This window comes from Luteolibacter sp. (assembly GCF_058122085.1).
Map to the genome: position 1 here is coordinate 26,746 of NZ_JBIKBQ010000008.1, position 24,068 is coordinate 50,813.

Consider the following 24,068-nt stretch of genomic DNA (forward strand, 5'->3'; position numbering starts at 1 on the left):
CACGCTTCGGAGGCCCCCATTGGGGAAACCAGCGGGTCAGTGAGTGGCTTTCGTCTGCGAATGCACGATCAGACGGTTCGCGGCGGCTGCAACGGCACGGCCAGACAAACCTCCGCAAAGGTCCCGGAATACTCCGTCACGCGGAACACGACCGCCGTGCCGCGTGGGAACGGCACCTTGACCGGTGCGGGCAAGATGACTTCCATTTTCATTTCGGATTTGAGCAGGGGCTTCTTCTCCTCTTCGCTCTTCGATTTCCGCACCACCTTGCACAAGTGGCATGGATGCTCGCCGTCGAAGGTCTTTTCAACCGCTTCCGAAATGGAGGATCTGCTGGAGAAATCCACCAGCATGTTTCCCCATGCGATCGTCTGAAGCAGCGCCAAATGCCCGCCCATCGAGATGACGAGCGCTCCTATCAGGAGGTATTGACCTATTCGTAACGACAGCTTCGACACTGAGGCGAATAGACGTCTCCACAAGAAACCGGTCAAGTGGTTTTTTAGAAATCAGGAATTCAAGTCGATCACATCCAGAACTTGCGGAGGGAGAAATCGGTCGCATGATTGCCCGCGCCAAGCTCTGTCATTACCGGAAAACCGCAATTTTCTTACCCGTCGGACTTGACCGAACTGGTGAGCGGTCCGCGGTTACTGATTGGAGTGACTCTCCAAAGACCGTCTCATTCGGCGTCCGACCTCCTTGAATATGAAACCTCCCTATTTCCCATCAGTCTATCTCGCACTTTTCACGGCATCCATTTCCGCCCAGGAAACGAATCCACCCGTGGACCCCAGCCCTCAGACACTTGCGGCCCTCGTCGTCACCGGCAAGGCGGAGAGTCTCATCGGCATCGCGCCCAGCGCCTCGAGAGGCCAAGTGAATTCCAAGGAACTCTTGGATCGGCCCTACCTTCGGCGCGGTGAGCTGCTAGAGGCGGTGCCCGGCATTGTCATCACGCAGCACTCCGGCGACGGCAAGGCGAACCAGTATTTCGTCCGCGGCTTCAACCTCGACCACGGCACGGATTTCTCCGTCTCGATGGACGGGCAACCGGTGAACTTCGTCACCCACGCGCACGGCCAAGGCTACGCGGACCTCAATCCGATCATCCCCGAACTCGTCGAAACCCTCGATTACTGGAAAGGCCCGTTCTACGGCCAACTCGGCGATCTCAGCACCGCGGGAGGGGCGAAGTTCCGCTTTTTCGACATGCTGCCGCAGGGCATGGCAAGCGTCGGCATCGGGGAAAACAATTACTTCCGCGGATTGTTAGCCGGAACCATCGATCTCGGCTCCCACTCCCCGCCGGGCGGACGTTCGAAATCCGCAGCACCCGAAGCACCGGACTCCGATCGGTCCGGCCTGACCTACGCCGTGGAATACAATTACTACGACGGACCATGGGATCGTGAAGGAAGATCCCAGCGCGTGAACGGGTTTCTCAAATACTTCAAGGAATCCGGCCAAGACAGTTTCAGCCTCACCGCCATGGGCTACGACGGGAATTGGGATTCCACCGACCAGATTCCGAAGCGGCTCAGTGACAGCGGTAAGATCGACCGGCTCGGAAATATCGACGACACCGTGGGTGGAGAATCCAGCCGCTACAGCTTGATGGGAGCGTGGGACCGCGATCTTGCTGATGGCCGCCTCCATACCGATTTCTATCTGGGAAGCTACGATCTCGATCTGTTTTCCAACTTCACTTACTTCCTTAACGATCCTATCAACGGCGACCAGTTCGAACAACAGGACCAACGCTGGTTTCTCGGCGGAGAGGTGCGGCGTGAGTGGGATTTCGGCAACGAAAACACCCTGACCGTCGGATTCCAGACGCGCCATGACATCATGAACGGCATCGGCCTTTATAACACAACCGACACCGTCCGCACCAGCTCGGTCCGCGTGGACGACGTTCATGAAAGTTCAGCCGGACTCTACGCGTCGGCGAACTATCAGGTGAACGACTGGTTCCGCGTCCAACCCGGCCTGCGAGCGGACGGCTTCTACTTCGACGTGGAAAGCGAAGATCCCGCGAACTCTGGAAATGAATCCGACGCCATCGTCAGCCCCAAGCTCAGCCTGATCTTCGGCCCATGGGCTGATACAGAATTCTACGCCAACGCAGGAATGGGGTTCCACAGCAACGACGCCCGCGGCGTGACGCTCGCCATGGACGCGGTGGATCCCCTGGTTCGCACCTACGGCTTCGAACTCGGAGCAAGAACCGAAGCGCTAGCCGACGTGGTCAGCACCTTGGCATTGTTCTATCTACACAGCGATTCGGAGCTGCTCTACGTCGGAGACGCGGGCACGTCCGAGGCCGGGCCCGCGACCGAGCGCTTCGGCGTCGAGTGGTCCACTTACTGGCGTCCCTCGGACTGGTTGACGCTTGATAACGAGATCACACTGAGTGAAGGCAGGCTTAAAGACGTGGGAGCAGATGATGAAATCCCGGGCGCAGTGCCACTCACCCTCGACACGGGAATCACCGTAGGAATGAGTGAAGGCTTCTTCGGCAGCCTGCGCTCACGATATTTCAGCCAACGGCCCCTGATCGAGGACGGCAGCGTCAACTCCCGGCAAAGCTGGCAGATAAACGCCCGCATCGGCTATCGAAAAAGCGATTGGGAAATCTCCTTGGATTGCCTGAATCTCCTCGGCCGCGATGACAACGACATCGAGTATTTCTACGCTTCCCGCCTCCCCGGCGAGCCGGTCGGCGGGGTGCAAGACATCCACCTGCATCCGGCGGAACCACGCACCTTCCGGCTGTCGCTAACCCGGCGGTTTTAAAACGGAACGCTTCTGTTTCATAGGGTCAGCCAAGCATGCGAGGATCCTGCAAACGATCGGGATGCCGGAGGAGGCCACGAGGGCTTTTCGTGGTCCGGGTGTAATTTTTGATTTCCGAATTCGCGGATGATCGTTCCGGCCTTGTCATTTCGGGATTCCGGGGCTTTTTTGCTTTGTGCAGAGTCCGATCACATCCGACAAACTCGCCGCGCTGGAGCAGCGACTGGCGGCGCTCGGGATCGCGGAGGCGGATCTGTTGGAGAAATTCGTGCGCGGCTCGGGGGCGGGCGGGCAAAAGATCAACAAGACATCGAACTGCGTTTTTCTCAAACACCTGCCGACTGGCGTCTGCATCAAGTGCCAGATGGACCGCTCGCGGGAGATGAACCGGTTCCTCGCACGGCGGGAACTTTGCGAGCAGCTTGAGGCGATCCGCGAGGGCAAGGCGGTGGCGAAGACCCAGGCGATCGAGAAAATGCGCCGGACGAACCGGCCTCGCTCGCGGAACTCGAAAAACCGCTCCGTGGCGGACAAGCGGAATTTGTCGCAGAAGAAATCGATGCGCCGTTCGCCTTCCGGCGATTGAGGTGGGCGCCCCTATCAGTCCTCGATCTTGATCGTCTTGGGGTCCCAGTTGATGGCCGGATACTCCATGTTGAGCTTCTTGAGCGTGTCGAGCATGATCCGGGCGACGCAGAGATTGCGGTACCATTTCCGGTCGGCCGGCACCACATACCACGGCGCGAACTCGGTGGAGGTCTTCTGCATCACGTCCTCGTAAGCCCTCATGAAATCATCCCAGCGCGCGCGGTCCACCAGATCGTCAGGGTTGATTTTCCAGTGCTTGACGGGATCTGCCAGCCTCGCTTCCAAGCGCTTCTTCTGCTCGTCCTTGGAAATGTGCAGGAAGATTTTCACGATCGTCGTCCCCTCTTCCGCGAGCATCCGCTCGAACTCGACGACGTGGCGCTGGCGGCGTTTCCAGACCTCGTCGGGGAAGATCTTCTTCACCCGCACGGCGATGATGTCCTCGTAGTGACTGCGGTTGAAAATCACCAGTTGCCCGCGGTGCGGGACCTTGGAATGCACCCGCCACAGGAAATCATACGACAATTCCTCCTCGCTCGGCTTCTTGAAGGAGCGGACGTGAATCCCCTGAGGGTCGATCCGTGAGAAAACGTGCTTGATGCAGCCGTCCTTGCCACCGGTATCCATCGCCTGCATCACCACCAGGATGCGGTGCTTGTTCTGCGCGTAGAGACGTTTTTGCAATTCCTGCAGCTCGTCCTGAAGCTCGTCGAACTGCCGCTGGATTTCCTCCTTGCCTACCCCCTTGAACAGGACCTTCTCGCCGCCGTCAATTTTCACCAAGTCCACCTCGGCACCGGGCTTCACCCAATATCGCTCCAACGCTCCTCTGACTGGCATGGGCGTCTTATTGCCAGCGAATCCCCCCGTGACAAGCCCTGACTCGCCGAAGATTCATCTTGTCACACATTGAGGGTTGAACCGCTGGCGATTGCGCGTTGTCCTTGTGCGATGCCGCCCGCCCGCAAATCCGCGAAAAAAGCCCTTGTCGCCGAAAATCTATTCACCGCCCTGCACATCGGCGCGAGTTCGGTCTCCATGATGGTCGCGGAACGCCAGCAAGACGGCTCGTTCATCTCGGTCGATTTCCTCGAACAACCCGCGCCGGTCGCCCGCGACATTTTCCGGGGCGGCGTCGTCAGCCCGTCCACCACCGAGCGGGTCGTGGCTATCATCAAGGGCTATCAGAAATCCCTCGCCGAACTCGGGCTCGACCCCCACGCCGTCACCCGCGCGGTGGCCACCAACATCCTCAGCGAGGCGACCAACCATGAGACCTTCATGAACCGCATCCGCATCGCCTGCGGACTGCGGATCGGCACCATCGACGACGGGGAAATGACCCGGCTCATCTATCTGAAAACCCGCCGCCGCCTGCTCAGCCTGCCCGCCATGCGCAAGGACACCACGCTGGTCCTGCACGTGGGTCCGGGCAACACCCGAGCGCTTCTGTTTCAAAACGGCCTCATCGCGCGCTACACCAGCTACCGCATGGGCACCCACCGGACGCGCGAGGCGGTGGAGGGTTCCCACGCGGAAGGTCCGGCCATGCTCCGGGTCATCCGCGAGCACGCCTACGGGAATCTCGCCCAGATCCGCTTCGACTACTCGGATGTCAGCATCGACGGCCTGGTGGTCATCGGCTACGAGCTGCAATCCGTCGCGCCCTCGCTCACCAAGTCCACCCAGGTTTGCTCGATCAAGGCCCTGCGCCAGTTCACCGCCGACGCCGCCAACATGAGCGACGTGGAGCTCGTGAAGCGTTTCCAGCTCGACTATCAAACCGCAGAGGCCCTGCTCCCCGCCCTGGAAATCAACCTCGCCATCGCCGAAACCCTCAAGCTCGGCGAGGTCCACATCCCCACCAGCGAATACGAGCAAGGGCTGCTCCACGACCTGCTCGTCTCGCAGGAACTCACCGGCACCTTCGCCGAGGAAGTCCTCCGCTCCGCCCGGATCCTGGCGGAACGCTATCAGTCCGACCCCAGCCACGGCGAACACGTAGGCAATCTCTGCACCCGCTTCTTCGAGGCGCTCCCCGATCTCCATCAGCTCACTCCGCATGACTCGCTATTGCTCCAGGTGGCCGCCATTCTCCATGAAGTTGGCACTTACGTCAGCCCGCGGGCCCACCACAAACACTCGGAATACCTGATCCTCAACTCGGAAGTCTTCGGACTCAACCGACTGGACGTCACCATCGTCGCGCTCGTCGCCCGCTATCACCGCCACTCCGGCCCACGGCTCGACCACCCGAGCTACGCCGCCCTCAGCACCGACGACCGCATCCGCGTTTGCAAGCTCGCCGCCCTGCTCCGCGTGGCCGACGCCCTCGAGCGCACCCACGTCCAGCGCGTCGCCAACCTCGAAATCCGCCGTGAGTCCGGCAAACTCCGCATCCGCCTGCCCGGCCTGGCAGACGCCGCCGTCGAGCGCCTCGCCATGGACTCCAAGGCCGACCTCTTCGAGCAAATCTTCGGCCTCGGCGTCGTCATCGACGAAGATAACTGAGGGTAAATGCTGAAACGCTGAAAACTGAAACGCTGAAATTTCCTCCCATGTCCACTCCCTACCTCAACCGCGAGCTCTCTTGGATCGAGTTCAACCAGCGCGTCCTCAACGAAGCCCTGCGCGAAGACCTGCCGCTGCTGGAGCGGGTGAAGTTCCTCGCCATCACCGCGTCCAACCTCGACGAGTTCTTCCAAGTCCGCATCGGCGGGCTCATGCTGATGCGCCGCAGCGGACGCAAGACGCCGGACGCATCCGGCCTCACGCCGGCGAGAAACCTAACCGCACTGCGCCAGCGCATTCTCAAGATGAGCGCGCAGCAATACGCCCTGCTCACCGGCACCCTCGTCCCCGCGCTTGAAAAGGCCGGCATCCGGCCGCTCCAACCGTCCGACCTTTCCGTCACCCAGGCGGCCCAGGTCGCCGCGACTTTCGAGGACTCCGTTTTCCCGCTGCTCACCCCTCTCGCCGTCGATCCGGCTGGCGCGCCGCCCGTCGTCCCCGCGCTGCAAATCATCGTCGCCTGCCGCCTGCTCGATCCTGAAACACAGACCGCCCGCCACGCGCTCATTCCCATTACGGAAATCCTCGGCCGTCGCGTGAACGTCGCCATCGAAGGCGAGGGTCATGCCTTCATCCTCATCGAGGACCTTGTCGCCACCCACGCCGGCCAGCTTTTCCCCGGCGAAGTGGTCACCTCCACCACCGCCTTCCGAGTCACCCGCAATGGAGACATCGCCGTGCAGGAGGAAGACGCCATCGACCTCGCCGGTGAAATGGAAGACGTCCTGACCGCCCGCCGCTTCGCCGACACCGTCCGCCTCGAACTCCGCTCGGACGCGCCGCGCGATCTGGTCCGCATGATCCAGCACGTCACCGCCGCCACTCCGCAGGAAGTCTATCGCGTCGATGGCCCTCCGGGGCTGGCATCGTTCATGGAGCTCGCGTTCCTGCCCGATTTCGACCACCTGCGCGACGCCGACTGGCCCGCGCAGAACTCGCCCGCCATCGCTCCCGGCGCTTCGATGTTTGAAACCATCGCCTCCAACGACGTCCTGTTGTTCCACCCCTACGAATCCTTCGAGCCCGTCCTCCGCCTCATCGAGGAAGCCGCCGAGGACCCGGACGTCATCGCCATCAAGCAAGTCCTCTACCGCACCGCGCGGAAGTCCCGGATCATCGACGCCCTCATCAAGGCCGCGGAAAACGGCAAGCACGTCACCGCGCTCGTCGAGCTCAAGGCCCGCTTCGACGAGGCCCGCAACCTCAACCGCGCCGACGAACTCCAGCGCGCCGGAGCCCAGATCGTTTACGGCGTCAAGGGCCTCAAGACCCACGCGAAAATCTGCCTGATCGTCCGCCGCGAGTCCGGCCACCTGCGCCGCTACGTCCACCTCGGCACCGGCAATTACAACGAGACCACCTCCAAGCTCTACACCGACCTCTCCTACCTGACCTGCAAGCCGGAGTATGGAAACGACGCCTCGCTGTTCTTCAACGCCGTCACCGGCCGCTCCAAGCTCCTGCGTTTCCAGCGCCTCGTCCCCGCCCCCACCGCGATGAAGCCCGAGCTGCTCGACCTCATCGCCGGCGAGGCGGAGCGCGCCAAACAAGGCCTACCCGCCCGCATCATCGGCAAGGTGAACTCCCTGCAAGACCCGGAAATCATCAACGCCCTTTACCGCGCCTCGCAGGCCGGCGTCGAGATCCGTCTCAACGTGCGCGGCATCTGCTGCCTCAAGCCCGGCGACCCGAAATACTCGAAAAACATCGAGGTCATCTCGGTGATCGACCGCTTTCTCGAACACGCCCGCCTGTTCTATTTCCATCAGGGAGGAAACGCCGGAGTGTATATTTCCTCCGCCGACTGGATGACGCGCAACCTCGAAAAGCGCGTCGAGCTCATGCTCCCCATCGAGGAAACCGCGCTCAAGCGCCGACTCGTCCGCATCCTCGAAGCCTATTTCCAGGACAACACCCAGTCCTCCCGCCTGCTCCCCGACGGCAGCTCCCAACGCATCATCCGCGCCAAGGGCCAGAAGGCGTTCCGCGTCCAGGACCATTTCTATCAACAGGCGAAAAAGGCCGCCAAGGCCCGCGAGCACGAGCGCGCCATGACCTTCGAGCCCCACGTCCCGGCGGAATGAAGTGTCGCAGGCATTCCTGCCTGCATCTTCCAATCCCCCTGATGAAGCGGCTTGTTTGTGACTCGTTTCTCGGGCACTCTCAGGTATGCCCGCGAAGGAATCCCCCACTCCGCTCGCCCGCTGGACACGGGACGGCGGGCAGCTGGTGTTGGCGATTTCCGGCGATTGGCGGCGCGGAGGGATGGCTCCCGCGATCCAAGGCGATGCGCCCGCCGAGGCACCCGCCCGATATGTCACGGGCGAACTCGGCAAATTTGATTCCACCCTTCCAGCCTTCATTCTCGCCCATCTGCGAAGCGTGGCAAAACCCGGCGACGACGCGAAGCCGTCGCTCGACGGCCTGCCGCCCGATCTCCGCGGACTGATGGAACTCGCGCTGGCCGTCCCCGAGGAAATCGAAGCCCGCCAGATGCCTACGGACGTTTCCGAAATCAAGAAGCTGGGAACAACCTCGCTCAATGTGTGGGCTGGCATCCTGTTAATCGCCGAGTTCACCGGACAATCCGTGCTGGCGCTCGGACGCTTCGTGACGGGCCGGGCCCGCTTCCGCGCCCGCGATTTCTGGATGATCGTCCAGGAATGCGGCGCGCAGGCGCTGCCGATCGTTTCGCTCATCAGCTTCCTCGTCGGGCTGATCCTCGCTTTTGTGGGAAACGTCCAGCTGGCTAACTTCGGGGCCAGCCTTTACGTCGCGGATCTGGTAGGCATCGCGATGGTCCGCGAAATGGGTGTGATGATGACCGCCATCATCATGAGCGGCCGGACGGGTGCCGCATTCGCCGCCCACCTCGGCAGCATGAAGGCGAATCAGGAGATCGACGCCCTGAAAACCTTCGGCTTCGACCCCTTCGATTTCCTGGTGCTTCCCCGCCTCCTGGCGCTGGTCTTGATGATGCCGCTGCTCACGCTGTATGCGAATGCCGTCGGTATTTTCGGAGGCATGTTAGTCGGCGCGGCGGTGGGCATCCCGCCGGTGCTGTATTGGAATGAAACCGTCGCCACCATCGGCCTGACGATGGCCTCCCTCGGTGTTTTCAAGAGCGTGTTCTTCGGGGCGGTCATCGCCATGAGCGGCTGCCTGCAAGGCATGCACGCGGGGAACTCCTCCGCCGCGGTGGGCGAGGCGACAACCCGTGCCGTGGTCGCCTCCATCACCGCCATCATCATTCTCGACTCCGGTTTCGCCGCCATCTTCACCGTGCTCGATATCTAATCCATGACCGCTCCTCCGGAAAATCCCCCGGCCAAGGCCAAGATCACCGTGCGTGATCTGACGATGGCCTACGACTCCTTCGTGGTCATGCGGGATCTCAACTTCGAGGTCGCCGAGAAGGATATCTTCATCATCATGGGCGGCAGCGGCTGCGGCAAGAGCACGCTGCTCCGCCACCTTGTCGGCCTGCTGGAACCGACCCAAGGCAGCGTCTTCTATGGCAACGAGAATTTCACCGCGACCGGTCCCGCGGAACGGGTGAGATTCATCCGCCGCTTCGGCGTGATGTATCAATCCGGCGCGCTGTGGTCCTCCATGACGCTTGCCGAGAACATCGCCATGCCTCTCGAGGAAAACACCGAGCTCGCCCCCAAGGTCATCCGCGACCTCGTCTCCTACAAGCTTTCCCTCGTCGGCCTCTCGGGCTACGAGGACTACTATCCCGCCCAGATCAGCGGTGGCATGAACAAGCGCGCCGGCATCGCCCGCGCCATGGCGCTCGATCCCGAAATCCTCTTCCTCGACGAGCCCGGCGCCGGACTCGATCCGCTCAGCTCGCGCCGCCTCGACGACCTCATCCTCCGCCTCCGCGACAGCCTCGGCTCGACCATCGTGATCGTCACCCACGAGCTCGCCAGCATTTTTGCGGTCGCGAACAACTCGATTTTCCTCGATACTGCCACTCGCACCCAAGGTGCCATCGGAAATCCCACCGAACTCCGCGACCATTCCGAGAACCCCGCCGTGCGACTCTTCCTGCGACGCGGCGAGGAATCATCGTCATCAGCCAATTCACCGTCATGAGTAAAAAAGCCAGTCCCACCGTCATCGGCGTTTTCACCCTCATCGGCATTATCATCGCCGGGGCGACCATCGTGCTCTTCGGTGCGGGCAAGTATTTCAAAAGCAACCACGAGCTGCTGCTCTATTTCGACAAGAGTGTTTACGGCCTCCAGGTCGGCTCGGACGTACGCTTCGGCGGCGTGCGCATCGGCAGGGTGCAGTCCATCAGCGTGCTGGTGGACCGCAAGGAGAACCGCAAGATCATTCCTGTCGTCGTCGAGCTCGGCGACAAGGAACTCAGCCTCATCAGCACGGAAGAGGGCGGCGGCATCGACCTGTCATCCTTCGAGGGCGTGGAAAAAGCCGTCAGCCAGGGACTCCGCGCCGGGATGAAACAACAGAGCCTCCTGACGGGGCTTCTCTACGTCGAGTTTGACATCGTGCCCGGCGAGCCGGGCTTCGTCTATCCGTCTTCCGGCGAGCCGCTCTATCCGGTCGTTCCCACCATCGGCACTGAGTTCGATGAACTCATCGCGGGCATCGCTGACGGATTGAAAAAATTCAACGCGCTCGATTTGGACGGCGTGATGATCGATCTCCGCCAGGTCCTGGTCAAAGCCAAGGAACAGATCGCCGGATTGAACGTGAAGGAAATCAACGACAACGTCATCGCCATCACCAAGGACGTCCGCAAGATCACCAGTGACGAGAAGCTCGCCAGCGCCGTGCAAAACCTCGACGAGGCGCTCGTCCAGATCGACGTCCTCGCCACCAAGGCCAATGCCGGATTTGATCCACTGCTCGCAGACATCAACGCCATCATCGCCAAGACCGACGCCGGGCTCGCCAGGATCGACGAGGCCGCCAAGGAGATCTCGAATTTCTCCAACGCCCGCGCGCCCGTCATGCTGCGCCTGCAAAACGTGCTGCAGGAAACCGAACGCGCGTCACGCGCGCTCAAGGAGCTATCCAACGACCTGAAACGCGATCCCGACACCCTCCTCCGCGGCAAAGCCACCCCCGAATGAAAACACTCCTCCTCGCACTAACCGCTCCTCTCCTGCTCGCCGCCTGCGGCCTCGCGCCCGTCAAGGACACCTCGGTGCTCCACCTGTTGGACCCGCTGATTCCCGCACGCCGGATCACCGGCGCCAGCCCGGCCATCGCCATTTCCCGGCCCGCGCTGCCGAGCTATCTCGACCGCCAGCAACTCGTCAGCCGCAGCGGCGGTGGCCAGCTCCAGATGAACAGCTACCATCTTTGGGCCGAACCGCTCGACGCCGCCATTTCCCGCGTCACCGCCATCAACCTCGGGCGGTTGGAGAACTCGCTCAACATCCAGCCGGTCGAAAGTTTCGTCACCCTCGATTACCAGTCGCTGCTGGAAATCCGCGTCTCGCGCTTCGAGCCAGACTCGCCCGGCAACCTTGTTTTCGAATGCACATGGAAATTACAACCCGTCAGCGGACGCGTCGCGGACACCCGCCCGTTCCTTACCAACGTCCCCATTTCCCCCGCCGACACCGCGAAGGATCTATCGGGAAGGACCGCCGCCATGAACGAAGCCCTCGCCCGCCTCGCGCGGGAAATCGCCCACGCACTATGAGGATCCGCCCTACGTCTTCGCGTAAGGCGGTGGCGTTGACAGTCCGTGGCTGCGCTCTAAAATCCCGGCACCGCTCCGTCAGGTTGCGGTGTTTCCCCCTATCATGAGAATTGTAGTTCACGATTACGCAGGCCATGCGTTTCCCATCTCGCTGAGCCGCGCGCTTGCGGCGCTGGGGCATGATGTCGTACATGCGTTTGCAAGCTCCCTGCAAACCCCGCGCGGCGACCTTGCACGGAGGGATGACGACTCCCCTACCCTGGAGTTTCGGGAAATCCCGATGGACCCGGATTATCCTCGCTACAAATACTCGTTCCGCCGCCGCCGGAACATGGAGGTCCGCTACGGCAGGGAGGTCGCGAAATTCATCACCGCTTGGAAACCCGACGCCGTGCTTTCCGGCAACACGCCCACCGAGACCCAGGAACCGATCACCCGCGCCGCCATCGCCGACGGCGGACGGTTCTATTACTGGGTCCAGGATTTCTACAGCCTCGCGGTGGGCCAGTTCCTCCGCCGCAAGATCCCGGTCGCCGGGGCTTGGATCGGCGCGTGGTACCGCCATCTCGACCGCCGCCAGTTCCAGCGCAGCTCGAAAATCATCGCGATCACCGCGGACTTCATGCCGATTCTATCCAACGAGTTCGGCGTCGATCCGGCGAAAGTCGAGGTCGTGCCGAACTGGGCGCTGATCGAGGAGATCCCCGTCCTGCCGAAGGACAATCCCTGGTCGCGCCGCCACGGCCTGCACGACAAGTTCGTCTATCTCTACTCCGGCACCATCGGCATGAAGCACAACCCGGCGATGCTGCTGGAGCTGGCCCGCAAGCACTCGGACGATCCGGAGGTGCGCGTGGTCATCGTCTCGGAAGGCATCGGCGCGGAGTGGTTGCGGAAGGAAGCCGCCGCCGCGCAACTGCCTAACATCCTGATCCTGCCTTATCAACCGTTTCACGAGTTGCCGGCGGTGCTGGCAACCGGCGATGTGCTGGTAGGCATTCTCGAGGAAGAAGCCGGGGTGTTCTCGGTTCCTTCGAAGACCCTCAGCTACCTGTGCGCCGGACGCCCGCTCTTGCTGGCCATCCCGCTGGAGAACCTGGCGGCACGCATCACCTGCGACCACCACGCCGGGCTGACCGTGGCTCCGCGCGATCTCGCCGGATTCCTCGCCGCCGCCGCCACCCTCCACGCCTCGGAAACGCTGCGGGCGACGCTCGCCGCCAATGCGCGAGCGTATGCCGAGGCCACCTTCCCGATCGCCAAAACGGCAGCCGTCTTCGATCAAATCCTCGCCCGGTGAATTCCGTGATTTCCACTTCCGCAAGTCCACCCGACCCCGTATCCGTCCCCACGGCGGGGCAGGCCGTGTGGGTGGAGCGGCTGCTCTGGGTCTTCATGCTTTCCTTCGCCCTAGACTACCGGGGCGCGGCGGCGCGCGAAGGAGCGGGCGGCGCCGGCATCGACCAGTTGCTCTTTCTCGGCTCCTGCACCGCCTCGACCCTCGGAATTGCATATCTGGGATGGAAATCCCTAACTGTCCGTCCCGGAGCCTGGCTGATCGCCTTCTGGGGCTTGTTCATCGCCTTCATGCTGGCCAACTCGGTCTTGCAAGGCGTGCAACCCGGCCGCTCGATCCGGGTCATCCTGCCGCTGGCTTTCTGTCTTTTCGGAATGATCAACGCCCACATTGCCGGCTGCATGGGCATTCGTCCGTCACGAATCATCGCTCCCGTGTTCACCGCGGCGTGCATCAATATCCTGTGGCGGATCATCCACGGATTTCTCTTCAAGGAAGCCTCGCTGGAGACCGTCCGCTTCGAGGTCCAGAGCCCGGCGACCAACTGGATCGCCGCGTGGATCGCCTGCGCCATCCTGCTGCGCGGGCGCTTTCACTGGAACCTGCTGGTGGCCTGCGGCGTGCTTTTCATCGGCATCGGCATCACCGTGAGCCGCTCCTTGATCTTCCCGGTGGTCGTCGGCGGCATGGCGGCTTCGGCGTGCTTCATGGTGGGTGTGAGTTGGAAGCAATACCAATGGTCGAGCCTCGGCAGGCGGTTGCTGCCAGTCGGCGCGATTCTTACCTTGATCGCCGTGGCCATCGGGCTTGTCGCGCTTTTCCAGCCTCTGATGATCGAGCGCTGGAATGAACGGCTGTTCCACAACGCCTCCGATCGGAATCTCGGCTCGGACATCTCCTACCTCACCCGCAAGGCGGAGGCCGATGCGATCTGGAAAATCCTCTCAAACGACCCGGTGCATTTCATCCACGGCCGCGGCGTCGGCTCGTCCTACTACTGGGACAGCGCCTACATGCCGGAAATCTGGATGGTCATCCCGAAGGAGGAGGCCAGCGAGGATGACATCTGGTTCGCCGGACACTCGGTCTGGACTTACGGACTCCTGTCAGGCGGGGTCATCGCGCTGGCTAGCTATCTGATTTTATTGGGCGGCACCGCGGTATCCAGCCTGTTGGCGGCGCGCGCCAACGCCTCCGATCCCGGACCGGACCAATGGCTGGCATTCCTCCCCTTCGTGGCGACCTGCTGCCTCCTCAGCGAATCGCTCACCAGCAACCCGTTTCAGGAACGACTTGTCGGCATCCTCTTCGGCATGATGGCGGGCCTGCCGCAGGCCTTCATGGTCCGTTCGTCCTGGATTCACACCACCGCCCGGCGGTCGCTCTCATGATGCCGAAAAACGGAAAGACCGTCGCGCTGATCAATCCGCTGTGGGTCGGGCATCATCCCATGTATTTCAGCCAGTTCACCGCGTCCTTCCTGCGCGCCGGCGCGCGGGTCATCGGCCTCTGCCCCGAACCGGAAGCCGCGATGCACGACCTGCTTCAGGCCGTGGATGCCGAGACCGCCGCCACCCTCAGCCGACGCGTCCACTTCCACAAGCTTCCCACCGGCAGCCGCAGCTTCTTCAACGGTCGCTTCGAGGGCGATCCCGCCCGCACCTTTTCCCGCTGGAAAACAGCCGCCGAAACCCTCTCCCAGGCAGAAGCCGCCAGCGGACTGCGCGCCGACCTCGTCTATTTCCCCTATCTCGACAGCTACCTGCGCTTTCTCCCCATCCCGGCCATTCCCGGAGTCCTGCTCAACCGCCTGTGGAGCGGCCTCTATCTGAGAAACCACCACCACGGCGAGACCCCGTCACTGAAAAAATCCCTGCGCCTCCTCGCCAAGGGCGACGCGCTCATCCGCAGCAACCTCTGCCGCGGCATCGGCGTGCTCGACGAGCGCTTCATCCCGGCGATGGAGGAATCCGGCGTCAGGGTCACCGCCTATCCGGATGTCACGCAGGCCGGCCTGCCCGCCGAGGCGTTTCCGCTCGCCTTGGAAATCCAGCGCAAAGCCGCCGGGCGGAAGATCATTGGTATCATCGGCCTCGAGCGCCGCAAGGGCTTACTAACATTTATCCGCACCGCGAAACTCGCGCGCGAGATGGACCTCCCTTACTACTTCGTCTGCGCCGGCACCATTCACCTCCCGCAATTCACCGAAGCAGAGCAGGCGGAAATGCACGCGCTCGTCGAAGCAATCGCCGCCGGGGAAGTCCGCAACATCCACTTCGATCCCGCCGCCGGGCGCATTCCTAACGAGGCGGACTACAACTCGCTCTTCAGCGCCTTCGACATCGCCTGGGCGGCCTACGAGAACTTCGAAGGCAGCAGCGGCACGCTCGGCAAAGCCGCGGCCTTCGAGATCCCCTCCCTCGCCACCGCGGGCGAATGCGTCGGCGGCCGCGTGGAAAGCTACCGCCTCGGCCTCACCATCCCGGAAGGAAACGCGGAACAGGCACTCGCCGCCATCCCGCGTCTCGCGGCACGCACCAATCTCGATGGAAACCCGCTCTCCTCCCGCTTCGCGGACTATCGCGAGCACCACTCTCAAGATCGCCTCGACCGGATTCTGGTGGAGCTGCTGGAGTCATTGTGACGGGATTTTCACCCCACTCGCTCCAACTGCTCCGCAAGCCTGACGTAGTCCGCTTCACCGGTGAATTCCGCGCGCGGGTGGGCGGCGCAACGGCGTTTCACCACCTCCCACTCCGCCGAATCCAGCAATTCGAAAAAATCCGCCAGATTCTCCCCCAGCGGCTCGGCGAACGTCCAGCCGAGCGCGTGCTCGTCGATCCAGCGGCCGGTTTCGGTCGTCTTCGCGCCGATGACCGGCACGCCGAAACAACCGCCTTCATAGATCCGGTTCGGCAAAAGCCAGGCGGAGTTGCCGTTCGGATCGCTCATGTCGAAGGCCCAGTTGAAATCAATTTCCGCATAGAGATCCGCCAGCTCGTCCGGATAGAAATAAGAGCCGCCGAATTCGAAGTTCGGCAGATCGCCGAGCAGGTCGTCGAAGTCATCGGCAATCACACCCGCCGGATAGCCGCGCAGCACGATGCGGACTCGGTCGCCGAGGCGCAGCGCCAGCGCGTGCATGAGTTCGAGGCTCCGGCGGCAGCGCAGCGCGCCGAAGCAACCAATCACCCACGGCCGCCCCGCGGATACCGGAGCGGTGTTGTCCAGCGCGGCCGGCAGGCGGCGGCTTGGATAGACCTTGTTCTCCAACAGGAAAACCTCCCCGGCATAACCTTGCACCGGCAGGAAATACTCGCGGACGAATCCGGGCGAGGTCGTGACCAGCAGCGCCGTGCGATCCAGCACCGCGCGCTCGATGGCGCGCAGGATCTTCGAAATCACTCCGCGGCCCGTCATCGCGGGCTGGATGTCCGCCAGCTCCAGGACGAGCGGCACCCGGCGGCCCGCGAAGAAGCGGCCTAGCAGTGCCAGGACGGCGTTGTCCGTGTTGACCACGTAGATGAGCGCGCAATCCCCCAGAAGCTCCCGGTTCGCCCACAGCACGCCGGTGCATTTCACAAACGCCCACAGCCGCTGGAGGTAGCGGCGGTTGTAGGTGGTGCCGAGATGGACGTTTTTCCAAGTCGGGGGAAGGTCCGCCTTGTCGCGCTCCCGGTGGAAGGTGAAGCCGATGACTTTGCGGCCCTGGTCCTGGAGAGCGGCGATGCGTTTCCTCACCCGCGCGTCTCCGCGCTCGTGCGCGAAAAATGCGATGGGGCGCGGATCAGACGGAGGCACGGCGGTAGATTGGGAAATCACAGCAGGCTTTTCAAGGGAATCCCAAGCCGCCACTTCTCACCGGCGCATCAGCTGTTCGATTTCCTCCACTTCGATCGGGATCTTGCCCATCAGGTCGAAATTCCTGTCCTTGCCGATCACGAAGTCGTTTTCCAAGCGCACGCCCAGCGCTTCCTCGCGGATGTAAATCCCCGGCTCGATGGTGAAGACCATCCCATCCGCGAACGGCTCGTGCGGCGGGGCGACGTCGTGCACGTCGAGGCCGAGATGGTGCGAGGTGCCGTGCATGAAGTATTTCTTCACCAGCGCCTTGTCCGGCCCCTGCTCGCTGGCCTCCTTGGCGGTGAACAGCCCCAGCCCGACGAGCTCGCGCTCCATCAGCTCGATGACTTGCTTCTGATATTCCATCGGTGTGTTGCCGGGGCGGAGGATGTCATTCGCGCCGCGGAAGACCCGCAGGACCGCGTTGTAAACGTCGCGCTGGCGCTTGGTGAATTTCCCGTTCGCGGGCACCGTGCGCGTCAGGTCGGAGGCCCAGCCCGCGTATTCGGCGGCCACGTCCATCAGGATCATTTCCCCATCCTTGCAAACCTTGTCGTTCTCCACGTAGTGAAGCACACAGGCGTTTTTCCCGCTCCCGATGATCGGCGAATAGGAAAACCCCCGCGAGCCGCGGCGGACGAACTCGTGCAGCAGCTCCGCCTCGATCTCCCACTCGCCCACTCCCGGCTTGATGAATCCCAGCACCCGCCGGAACCCCGCCTCCGTGATGTCGCAGGCCCGCTGGAGCAGCTTGATTTCCTCCGCGTCCTTAGTCATCCGCAAGCGGTGGAGCAAGGGCGCGAGCCGCTCGTAACGGTGCAGCGGATAGCGCGCCTGGCAGTCCTTGATGAATCGCGCGTTGCGGGTTTCCACCACCACGCTCGCCCGCAGATGCTCGTTGGTCAGCAGGTAAATGTGCTCCACCTGCGGCACCAGGCGATGCAGGAACCCCTCAAAGGTGTGGGACCACTCGATCCGCTCGATCCCCGTCGCCGCCCGCGCCTGTTCCTTGGTGAGCTTCTCACCCTCCCAGACCGCGATCAGCTCGCTGGTCTCCTTCACGAACAAAATCTCACGCTCCTTGGAATCCGCCGCATCCGGCATCAGCACCAGCGTCGTCTCCTCCTGATCCACGCCCGTGAGATAGAACAGGTCGCTGTTCTGTTTGAAAGCCATCGTCCCGTCCGCGTTGGTCGGGTAGATGTCATTCGCCAGGACGATCACCATACTGTTCGGCTTCAGCAATCCGCGGAGGTTCCCGCGGTTGCGGACAAAAAAATCAGGAGCAATCGGTTCGTAGCGCACGCCGGGAGTTCAAGCTATCCGCCGCCGCAGGGCAATCTGGATTTTGATCAAGGAGCAGCGGAACGCGTCCGCCGCGTCCCTGCAACGCGTGGCTGCGGGCGTCTCGCCCCAGACCGTTGCCGGAGCGTCTCGCTCCGTGCCCAATCCCGGCAGGGCGTGACCGCCGCGGCGCGCCCATCACCTTCCCCCGCCGGAGGCTGCTCTTCATCTTCCCTTCGACGTTCCAGGTTGAGCGTTCGATGTTCACCCCTTCCTCTTCCCATCCAAAATCCAAAATCCACCATTCAAAATTCCTTCACCTCCCCCGTCCAATCATCCGCCAGCGCCCCCGCCTGTTTCAGCACCGGCGCAATCGCCTCCTCGCATCCCTCCTGCAAATAGCAGCGACGCCGCTACTCTAGATAAATCTGCTTAAGCCACTCCTTGATACAGGTATTTTTGAAATCCGGTGAACGCCTCACCGATGTCTTCTCCCAGATCCGCCACGGCATCGTTGATCGAGTCCCGATATCTGAGCTTGAGCAACGGAGCCAGTTTCTTTTGGTCCAATTCCTCCACGCCCACGCTGACGTAGTGGGACAGCACGAAATCGAGAAACACCTGCTGCTTGCTGTTGAAGTGGGTGCTGATCTCCACCTTGGCTTTCGCCGCCCGTTGATCGCGGCTGAGCGTCGGCAGGGCGTAGGCCACGTGGGCCAGCACGTCGAAGAGATCGCTGTTCTCGGCATCGATGATCTTCTGCATCTCCGCCAGCTGATCGTTGCCGAAGCCTTTTTCATCGAGGCCGGCAAGCAGCTTGGCGCGGGTGTCCGGCACGCTCCACAGCTCGCGGAGTTCGTCTTCGTTGGCGAAGAAATCCGGCAGCTTGCCGAAGAGCATGTCCATGAACTGCTGGGAGGACATCGGCGTGCCGTCGGGATGCCAGAAGGTGGTCATCATCATGTGCTGGATGCTGCGCTCCTTGCCGTCGGCCAGTTTCACTTTGGCTTTCTTCCGCTTCTCGCAGGTGCATTGGACCTTGCCGCAGGCCTCGCAGGATTCCTTGGGGCACTCGCACGGTTTCTTGCCGCAGGCTTCGCAAGGAGGCCGCGGCTTCACCTCGCAGGTGCAGGGACGGTTGCCGCATTTCGGGCAGTCTTCCTCTTCCAGCGGCTCGCCGTCCCATTCCGGATCGGCGAAATGAAGGTGCGCCTTCACGAAGTCGTAAACCGTGAAGTAGTCCTTGCCGTCGTAGAGCCGGGTGCCGCGGCCAATGATCTGCTTGAACTCGATCATCGAATTCACCGTGCGCATCAGCACGATGTTCCGCACGTTGCGCGCATCCACGCCGGTGGAGAGTTTCTGCGAGGTCGTCAGGATCGTGGGGATGCTCTTCTCGTTGTCCTGGAAATCCCGCAGATGCTGCTCGCCGAGCGCGCCGTCGTCCGCCGTGACCCGTTGGCAATAGTTCGGGTCCTTGCTGGTCTTCATCTGGTTGATCATGTCGCGCACGATCCGTGCGTGATCCTGGGTGGCGCAGAAAACGAGGGTCTTCTCGTTTTGGTTGATCTGGCCCATGAAGATCTCCACCCGCTTCTTCTCGCGCTCGCGGATTTGGATGTTCTTGTTGAAGTCCGCTTCCTCGTAAACCTTGCCCGCCTCGATCTCCCCCTCCACCACCGTGTCGTCCGAGGTGTAGGTGTAGTAATCGATGGTCGTGGAAATCTGCTTCACCTTGAAGGGCGTGAGGAAACCGTCATTGATGCCGTCCTTGAGCGAGTAGATATACACCGGCTCGCCGAAGTAGGCGTAGGTGTCCACGTTGTCTTTCCGCTTCGGTGTCGCCGTGAGGCCGAGCTGCACGGCAGGCGTGAAATAATCCAAAATGCCGCGCCAGTTACTCTCGTCATTCGCGCCGCCGCGGTGGCATTCATCAATGACAATGAAGTCAAAAAAGTCCTCCGGGTATTCCCCGAAGTAGGGTGACGGCTCGCCATCCTTCGGCGGACCGCTCATGAACGTCTGGAAGATGGTGAAAAACAGGCTGCCGTTCTTCGGCACCTTGCCCTTCTTGCGGATGTCGCCCGGTTCGATGCGGACCAGCGCGTCCTCGGGAAATGCCGAGAACGCGTTGAAGGCCTGGTTCGCCAGAATGTTCCGGTCCGCCAGAAACAAGATGCGCGGACGTCGCGTGGCCTCGCGGCCAAGGCTCCAGCGGCTGTGGAAAAGCTTCCACGCGATCTGGAACGCGATGAAAGTCTTGCCCGTGCCGGTGGCCAGCGTGAGCAGGATGCGCTGCCGGTCGTCCGCGATGGCTTCCATCACGCGGGTGATCGCCACGTCCTGATAGTAGCGCGGCTGGAAATAGCCGCCGCGATCTTCGAAGGGCACGGCGGCGAAACGATCCCGCCACGCGTTCACCTTGGCGAAGGTCAGCGCCCACAGCTCGTCCGGTGTCGGATAGCCGGAAACGTCGCTCTCCTTGCCCGTCTCCATGTCGATCCCGTAGATCCCCTGCCCGTTCGTGGCGTAGGTGAAACGGATGGAAAGCTTGCCTGCGTAGTTCTTCGCCTGCGCCACGCCTTCCGTGAGCGCCACGTCCCAGGCCTTCGCCTCCACCACCGCGAGTTTCGTGTTCCGGTATTCCAGCACGTAGTCCGCCGAGAGCGCCTTGCCGCGTTTCCCGTGGCCCTCGATGCGCCCGAGCGTGATCGGATGCTCGCGGCGGATGCGACTGCCTTCGATGACTCCCCAGCCAGCGGCGGTTAGCGCGGGATCGATGTGCTCGGCTCGGGTTTCGGACTCGTTCATGGGGTGGTGTGGGACTTTATTGACGTTGTTGACGGCGTTGACAATTGGGTCAACAACGTCAATGCGGTCATTCTAGCGGCTTTGTTCCTTTGCATGCCGGGTAGCCTGTGCAGCCCCAGAACTCTCCTTTTGCGGATCTGCGGCGGCGCATGGGTTGGGCGCACTGCGGGCATGGCGGGGAGGGATCGGCGGCGTTGCGTTGCTCCTCGCGGGCTTCGAGCCGGCGGGTGGTGAGGCGCTCGCTGAAGCCGCCGGTTTCCTCGAAGGCCTTGCCTTGCGCGGCAATCTGGCTTTTCAGCATGTTCAAGGCGCGGCCGATGATGAGCAGCATGGCGTTGGCGGCGACCACGGGGTCCGGCGAATCCAGCCAGCGGGCGTATTTCCGGCGTTGCGCCAGCGCGTGCTTGGCGGACTCGTGGACCATGTCGTCCTGGAACGGCGCGGGGTCGATGGAAATCGCGTTCACCGCGCGGGCTTCCTCGGAGTGGACGGACCACGGCAGCTCGCCGCTGTCGATGATGAAGACCTCGTAGTCGCCGCGCAGCTCGCTGAGGCTGGCGCGGGCCACGTCGGTGAGTTTCATCTCCGTGTCCTTGGAGGTGGACGAGCGTTCCGAGCCTTCGATGATGTTCTGGCGTCCGCTGCGGGCGGCCTGGGTCATCTGGTCGTATTGGCGGCCTTTGGGGTCGTAGAATTTTTCGGGCGTCTGGCGGTGGTCGTGCGTCAGGAAACGCCGGCAGAAACGCAGGGTTTCGAGCTGCACGATGGTGGCCAGCGTGAACGAATGCAGCTTCCGGAATCCGCCGTGTTTGTCAAAAAGCTCGGACATGGCGGGGCGGGGTTGGGTTGGGGGGCTTTGTTGCCGGGATGAGTGACCCTGTTGCCGGGATTGACCCTGTTGTCAGCGTCAGCAAGGTCATCTCTGTCATTTCTGTCAATAAGGTCACCATCTCTCTTTCTGACAAGTTCCGTTCACAACTCCCCGCTGAACGCCTGGTGCAGCAGCGACTTCTTCAACGCCTCCAGCGCCGCGAGCTTGCGGGTGTAGAGGCTGGTTAGGCGTTGGGTTTCGGCGCGGAGGCTCGACAGTTGCGCGACAACTTCGCGTTGTTTTGCCAGAGGAGGCGCAGCCAGCAAAAGATTCTTCGTGTCCGGCACGCGCATGTGCTGGACGGTCGATCCCGAAGCTTTTGCGTGTATCTGTCCCTGAAGGTCTCCTGATTGCAGGGCAAAGAGGAGAAAGTGGTTATCTAGTTTCGTGGAGTTGACGCGATACGACACGAGCCGTTGCCCCAGAAAAACCTTGTCGTCAGTGAGAAGCATTCCAACTTCGCCCATCGGAGCTTCGCGGGTCAAAATCACGTCTCCCTTCTGAGGCGTCTGGCGACGGGTCCAGACCTTGTAAGTCTCCTCAGTCACATATTTGACGGACGACACATCGACACGCCCATGACGGACATTGGTGGTTCGTATCATCTTGAACGGCGTTGGTCCATCAACCACGGGCGCAGTCTTATTCACACAGTCCATGATCGAGTCGCACCATTCTTCAATCCTCTTCTCCACCCACCCCTCACCGCGCTGGGAGAAGACGGATTGGAGGTGGCTTTCGAAGAGGGCGCGGGCGTTTTGGAGGTTCTTTTCGGCGTTGGCTTTGGCGGTGGCGATGCCCTCAAACGCTTCGTCGAGCAGGCCGACGATCCGCTGCTGTTCGGCGAGCGGGGCGAGGGGAATCGGAATCTCCCGCAGATTCCCCTGATTGAGCTTAGGCACCGTTAAGCCGGAAACAAACACGGAGAGGTCAGAATGATTCAGGAAATAGATCAGCCAGTTATCTAGGATTTCGTTGCGGTGTGGTCGGAGAACGTGCGCGTGATTATTAACCCAAATTTTGCCTCCGACGGCGAATGCAGTGTGTGCTCCAGATTCCCACTTCGCGCCGTCCTCTCCAACGAGAACAAGAGGCTCGTCAAAGATGTAACCTTCGACATGCCCCAGGACGCCAGTTGCTCCGTAATAAGGATAATCGCCTGCAACCCGGTCACACTTGGTAATTGGTTTGCGCTTGTGGTCGAGCACATCGCAAAGCTCACCAAGACTCTCTGTTCTCCACCCCTTCTTCATAACAGCGCCTTGATGGATTTCAGAACCTCCGCGCTTTCCTGATCCAGCGCGGCGATTTCCTTCATGATATCCGCCGGGCTGAGGTGATCGATCACCTCGCCGCCGTCCGGGTTTTTCACGGAGAGATCGCAGGTTTTCGGATCGATGTCCTTCACGTCCACGCTCCAGCTCTTCGGCGAGTCCGCAAACGTCTTCTGCCGTTCAATGAAGTCCGCGAGGTCGGCATCATTGAGCGGGTTGGTTTTCCCCATGTTCCGGCCGGGATCGAGCTTGTAGAACCAGACCTTGCGGGTGGGCGCGCCTTTTTCGAAAAACAGCACCACCGTCTTCACGCCCGCGCCCTGGAAGGTGCCGCCGGGGCAATCGAGCACGGTGTGGAGATTGCAGTTCTGCAACAACAGTTTCCGCAGGCTGACGGAAGCGTTGTCCGTGTTGGATAGAAAGGTGTTCTTGATGACGATGCCGGCGCGCCCCCCGGCCTTGAGCAGGCGGATGAAGTGCTGGAGGAAGAGGAAGGCGGTCTCGCCGGTGCGGATGTGGAAGTTCTGCTGCACTTCCGGCCGCTCCTTGCCGCCGAAGGGCGGATTGGCGAGCACCACGTCATACTGGTCCTTCGCCTGCACGTCGGCGAGGTTCTCGGTGAGGGTGTTGGTGTGGATGATGTTCGGCGCCTCGATGCCGTGCAGGATCATGTTCATGATCGCGATGACGTAGGCGAGGGACTTCTTTTCCTTGCCGTAAAACGTCCGGGTCTGGAGGGTGGTGAGATCCCGAGTGGTGAGTTTTTTCCCGGACTTGAGGTAATCAAAAGCCTCGCAGAGGAACCCGCCGGAGCCGACCGCGCCGTCGTAGATGGTGTCGCCGATCTTGGGATCGACCACCCGGATGATGGCGCGGATGAGCGGGCGCGGGGTGTAATACTCGCCGCCGTTGCGCCCGGCGTTGCCCATGTTCTTGAGGAAGAGGATTTTTTTTCGTTAAAATGTTAAAATCGATTGGTGCTGGTTGATCGGGCGATGTTCCGACATCGCCTGTTTGAACAAACGTTTCAAATCAACCAACACC

The 24,068-nt window shown here is 61.8% G+C and carries 18 protein-coding genes and 1 pseudogene; 11 read left to right on the plus strand and 8 right to left on the minus strand.

The window, feature by feature from the left end; translation table 11 throughout:
• Positions 1-68: 68 nt before the first annotated feature.
• On the minus strand, positions 69-458 hold the full coding sequence (locus AC4DF4_RS02375) for a hypothetical protein (RefSeq protein ID WP_490046512.1): 390 nt from the start codon (positions 456-458) through the stop codon (positions 69-71).
• 250 nt (positions 459-708) lie between these two features.
• Between AC4DF4_RS02375 and AC4DF4_RS02380 the strand changes: the two genes are divergently transcribed.
• Both AC4DF4_RS02380 and AC4DF4_RS02385 read left to right on the plus strand, forming a co-directional pair.
• Positions 709-2,799 carry a TonB-dependent receptor gene (locus tag AC4DF4_RS02380; protein ID WP_490046513.1) on the plus strand — a complete coding sequence of 697 codons (2,091 nt, stop codon included), beginning with the start codon at positions 709-711 and terminating at the stop codon, positions 2,797-2,799.
• Between the two features lie 175 nt (positions 2,800-2,974).
• A complete protein-coding gene (locus AC4DF4_RS02385) occupies positions 2,975-3,385 on the plus strand; it encodes a peptide chain release factor family protein (protein ID WP_490046514.1) in 411 nt (136 codons plus the stop codon).
• A gap of 14 nt (positions 3,386-3,399) precedes the next feature.
• Here AC4DF4_RS02385 and AC4DF4_RS02390 read toward each other — a convergent pair whose 3' ends face one another.
• The gene (locus tag AC4DF4_RS02390; protein WP_490046515.1) at positions 3,400-4,227 is read right to left on the minus strand and encodes a PPK2 family polyphosphate kinase; all 828 of its coding nucleotides are present in this window, start codon (positions 4,225-4,227) and stop codon (positions 3,400-3,402) included.
• A gap of 111 nt (positions 4,228-4,338) precedes the next feature.
• Between AC4DF4_RS02390 and AC4DF4_RS02395 the strand changes: the two genes are divergently transcribed.
• The 9 genes from AC4DF4_RS02395 to AC4DF4_RS02435 all read left to right on the plus strand — a co-directional run bounded on the left by AC4DF4_RS02395 (position 4,339) and on the right by AC4DF4_RS02435 (position 15,585).
• Positions 4,339-5,898 carry a Ppx/GppA phosphatase family protein gene (locus AC4DF4_RS02395; protein ID WP_490046516.1) on the plus strand — a complete coding sequence of 520 codons (1,560 nt, stop codon included), beginning with the start codon at positions 4,339-4,341 and terminating at the stop codon, positions 5,896-5,898.
• A 47-nt stretch (positions 5,899-5,945) separates the two neighbouring features.
• Complete coding sequence (ppk1, locus tag AC4DF4_RS02400) at positions 5,946-8,042, plus strand: polyphosphate kinase 1 (RefSeq protein WP_490046517.1); 2,097 nt, start codon at positions 5,946-5,948, stop codon at positions 8,040-8,042.
• 85 nt (positions 8,043-8,127) lie between these two features.
• Positions 8,128-9,255, plus strand: a complete 1,128-nt coding sequence (locus tag AC4DF4_RS02405) for an MlaE family ABC transporter permease (protein WP_490046518.1) — start codon at positions 8,128-8,130, stop codon at positions 9,253-9,255.
• 3 nt (positions 9,256-9,258) lie between these two features.
• On the plus strand, positions 9,259-10,059 hold the full coding sequence (locus AC4DF4_RS02410; protein ID WP_490046519.1) for an ABC transporter ATP-binding protein: 801 nt from the start codon (positions 9,259-9,261) through the stop codon (positions 10,057-10,059).
• A complete protein-coding gene (locus tag AC4DF4_RS02415; RefSeq protein ID WP_490046520.1) occupies positions 10,056-11,066 on the plus strand; it encodes an MlaD family protein in 1,011 nt (336 codons plus the stop codon). The genes AC4DF4_RS02410 and AC4DF4_RS02415 overlap by 4 nt, the downstream gene beginning before the upstream one ends.
• Positions 11,063-11,644, plus strand: coding sequence for a PqiC family protein (locus tag AC4DF4_RS02420; RefSeq protein ID WP_490046521.1), 582 nt, complete (start codon positions 11,063-11,065; stop codon positions 11,642-11,644). Before AC4DF4_RS02415 ends, AC4DF4_RS02420 begins: the two co-directional genes overlap by 4 nt.
• A gap of 103 nt (positions 11,645-11,747) precedes the next feature.
• Positions 11,748-12,944: a glycosyltransferase family 4 protein gene (locus AC4DF4_RS02425; RefSeq protein WP_490046522.1), complete on the plus strand. Its 1,197-nt coding sequence runs from the start codon at positions 11,748-11,750 to the stop codon at positions 12,942-12,944.
• A gap of 5 nt (positions 12,945-12,949) precedes the next feature.
• On the plus strand, positions 12,950-14,332 hold the full coding sequence (locus AC4DF4_RS02430) for a hypothetical protein (protein WP_490046523.1): 1,383 nt from the start codon (positions 12,950-12,952) through the stop codon (positions 14,330-14,332).
• Complete coding sequence (locus AC4DF4_RS02435) at positions 14,329-15,585, plus strand: glycosyltransferase family protein (RefSeq protein WP_490046524.1); 1,257 nt, start codon at positions 14,329-14,331, stop codon at positions 15,583-15,585. Before AC4DF4_RS02430 ends, AC4DF4_RS02435 begins: the two co-directional genes overlap by 4 nt.
• 8 nt (positions 15,586-15,593) lie before the next feature.
• Here AC4DF4_RS02435 and AC4DF4_RS02440 read toward each other — a convergent pair whose 3' ends face one another.
• The 6 genes and pseudogenes from AC4DF4_RS02440 to AC4DF4_RS02465 form a co-directional block, all read right to left on the minus strand.
• The gene (locus tag AC4DF4_RS02440; protein ID WP_490046525.1) at positions 15,594-16,742 is read right to left on the minus strand and encodes a glycosyltransferase family protein; all 1,149 of its coding nucleotides are present in this window, start codon (positions 16,740-16,742) and stop codon (positions 15,594-15,596) included.
• A 57-nt stretch (positions 16,743-16,799) separates the two neighbouring features.
• Complete coding sequence (locus tag AC4DF4_RS02445; protein ID WP_490046526.1) at positions 16,800-18,089, minus strand: aminopeptidase P N-terminal domain-containing protein; 1,290 nt, start codon at positions 18,087-18,089, stop codon at positions 16,800-16,802.
• A 411-nt stretch (positions 18,090-18,500) separates the two neighbouring features.
• Positions 18,501-20,879, minus strand: coding sequence for an EcoAI/FtnUII family type I restriction enzme subunit R (hsdR, locus tag AC4DF4_RS02450; RefSeq protein WP_490046527.1), 2,379 nt, complete (start codon positions 20,877-20,879; stop codon positions 18,501-18,503).
• A 67-nt stretch (positions 20,880-20,946) separates the two neighbouring features.
• Entirely contained in the window at positions 20,947-21,708 is a 762-nt protein-coding gene (locus AC4DF4_RS02455; protein WP_490046528.1) for a four helix bundle suffix domain-containing protein, read from the minus strand.
• A 143-nt stretch (positions 21,709-21,851) separates the two neighbouring features.
• Positions 21,852-23,003 (minus strand): restriction endonuclease subunit S, encoded by a 1,152-nt coding sequence (locus AC4DF4_RS02460; protein WP_490046529.1) that lies wholly within the window; start codon positions 23,001-23,003, stop codon positions 21,852-21,854.
• Positions 23,000-23,962: pseudogene (locus tag AC4DF4_RS02465) on the minus strand (HsdM family class I SAM-dependent methyltransferase); the annotation flags it as partial. The gene AC4DF4_RS02460 and the pseudogene AC4DF4_RS02465, both read right to left, overlap by 4 nt.
• Between the last annotated feature and the right edge of the window lie 106 nt (positions 23,963-24,068).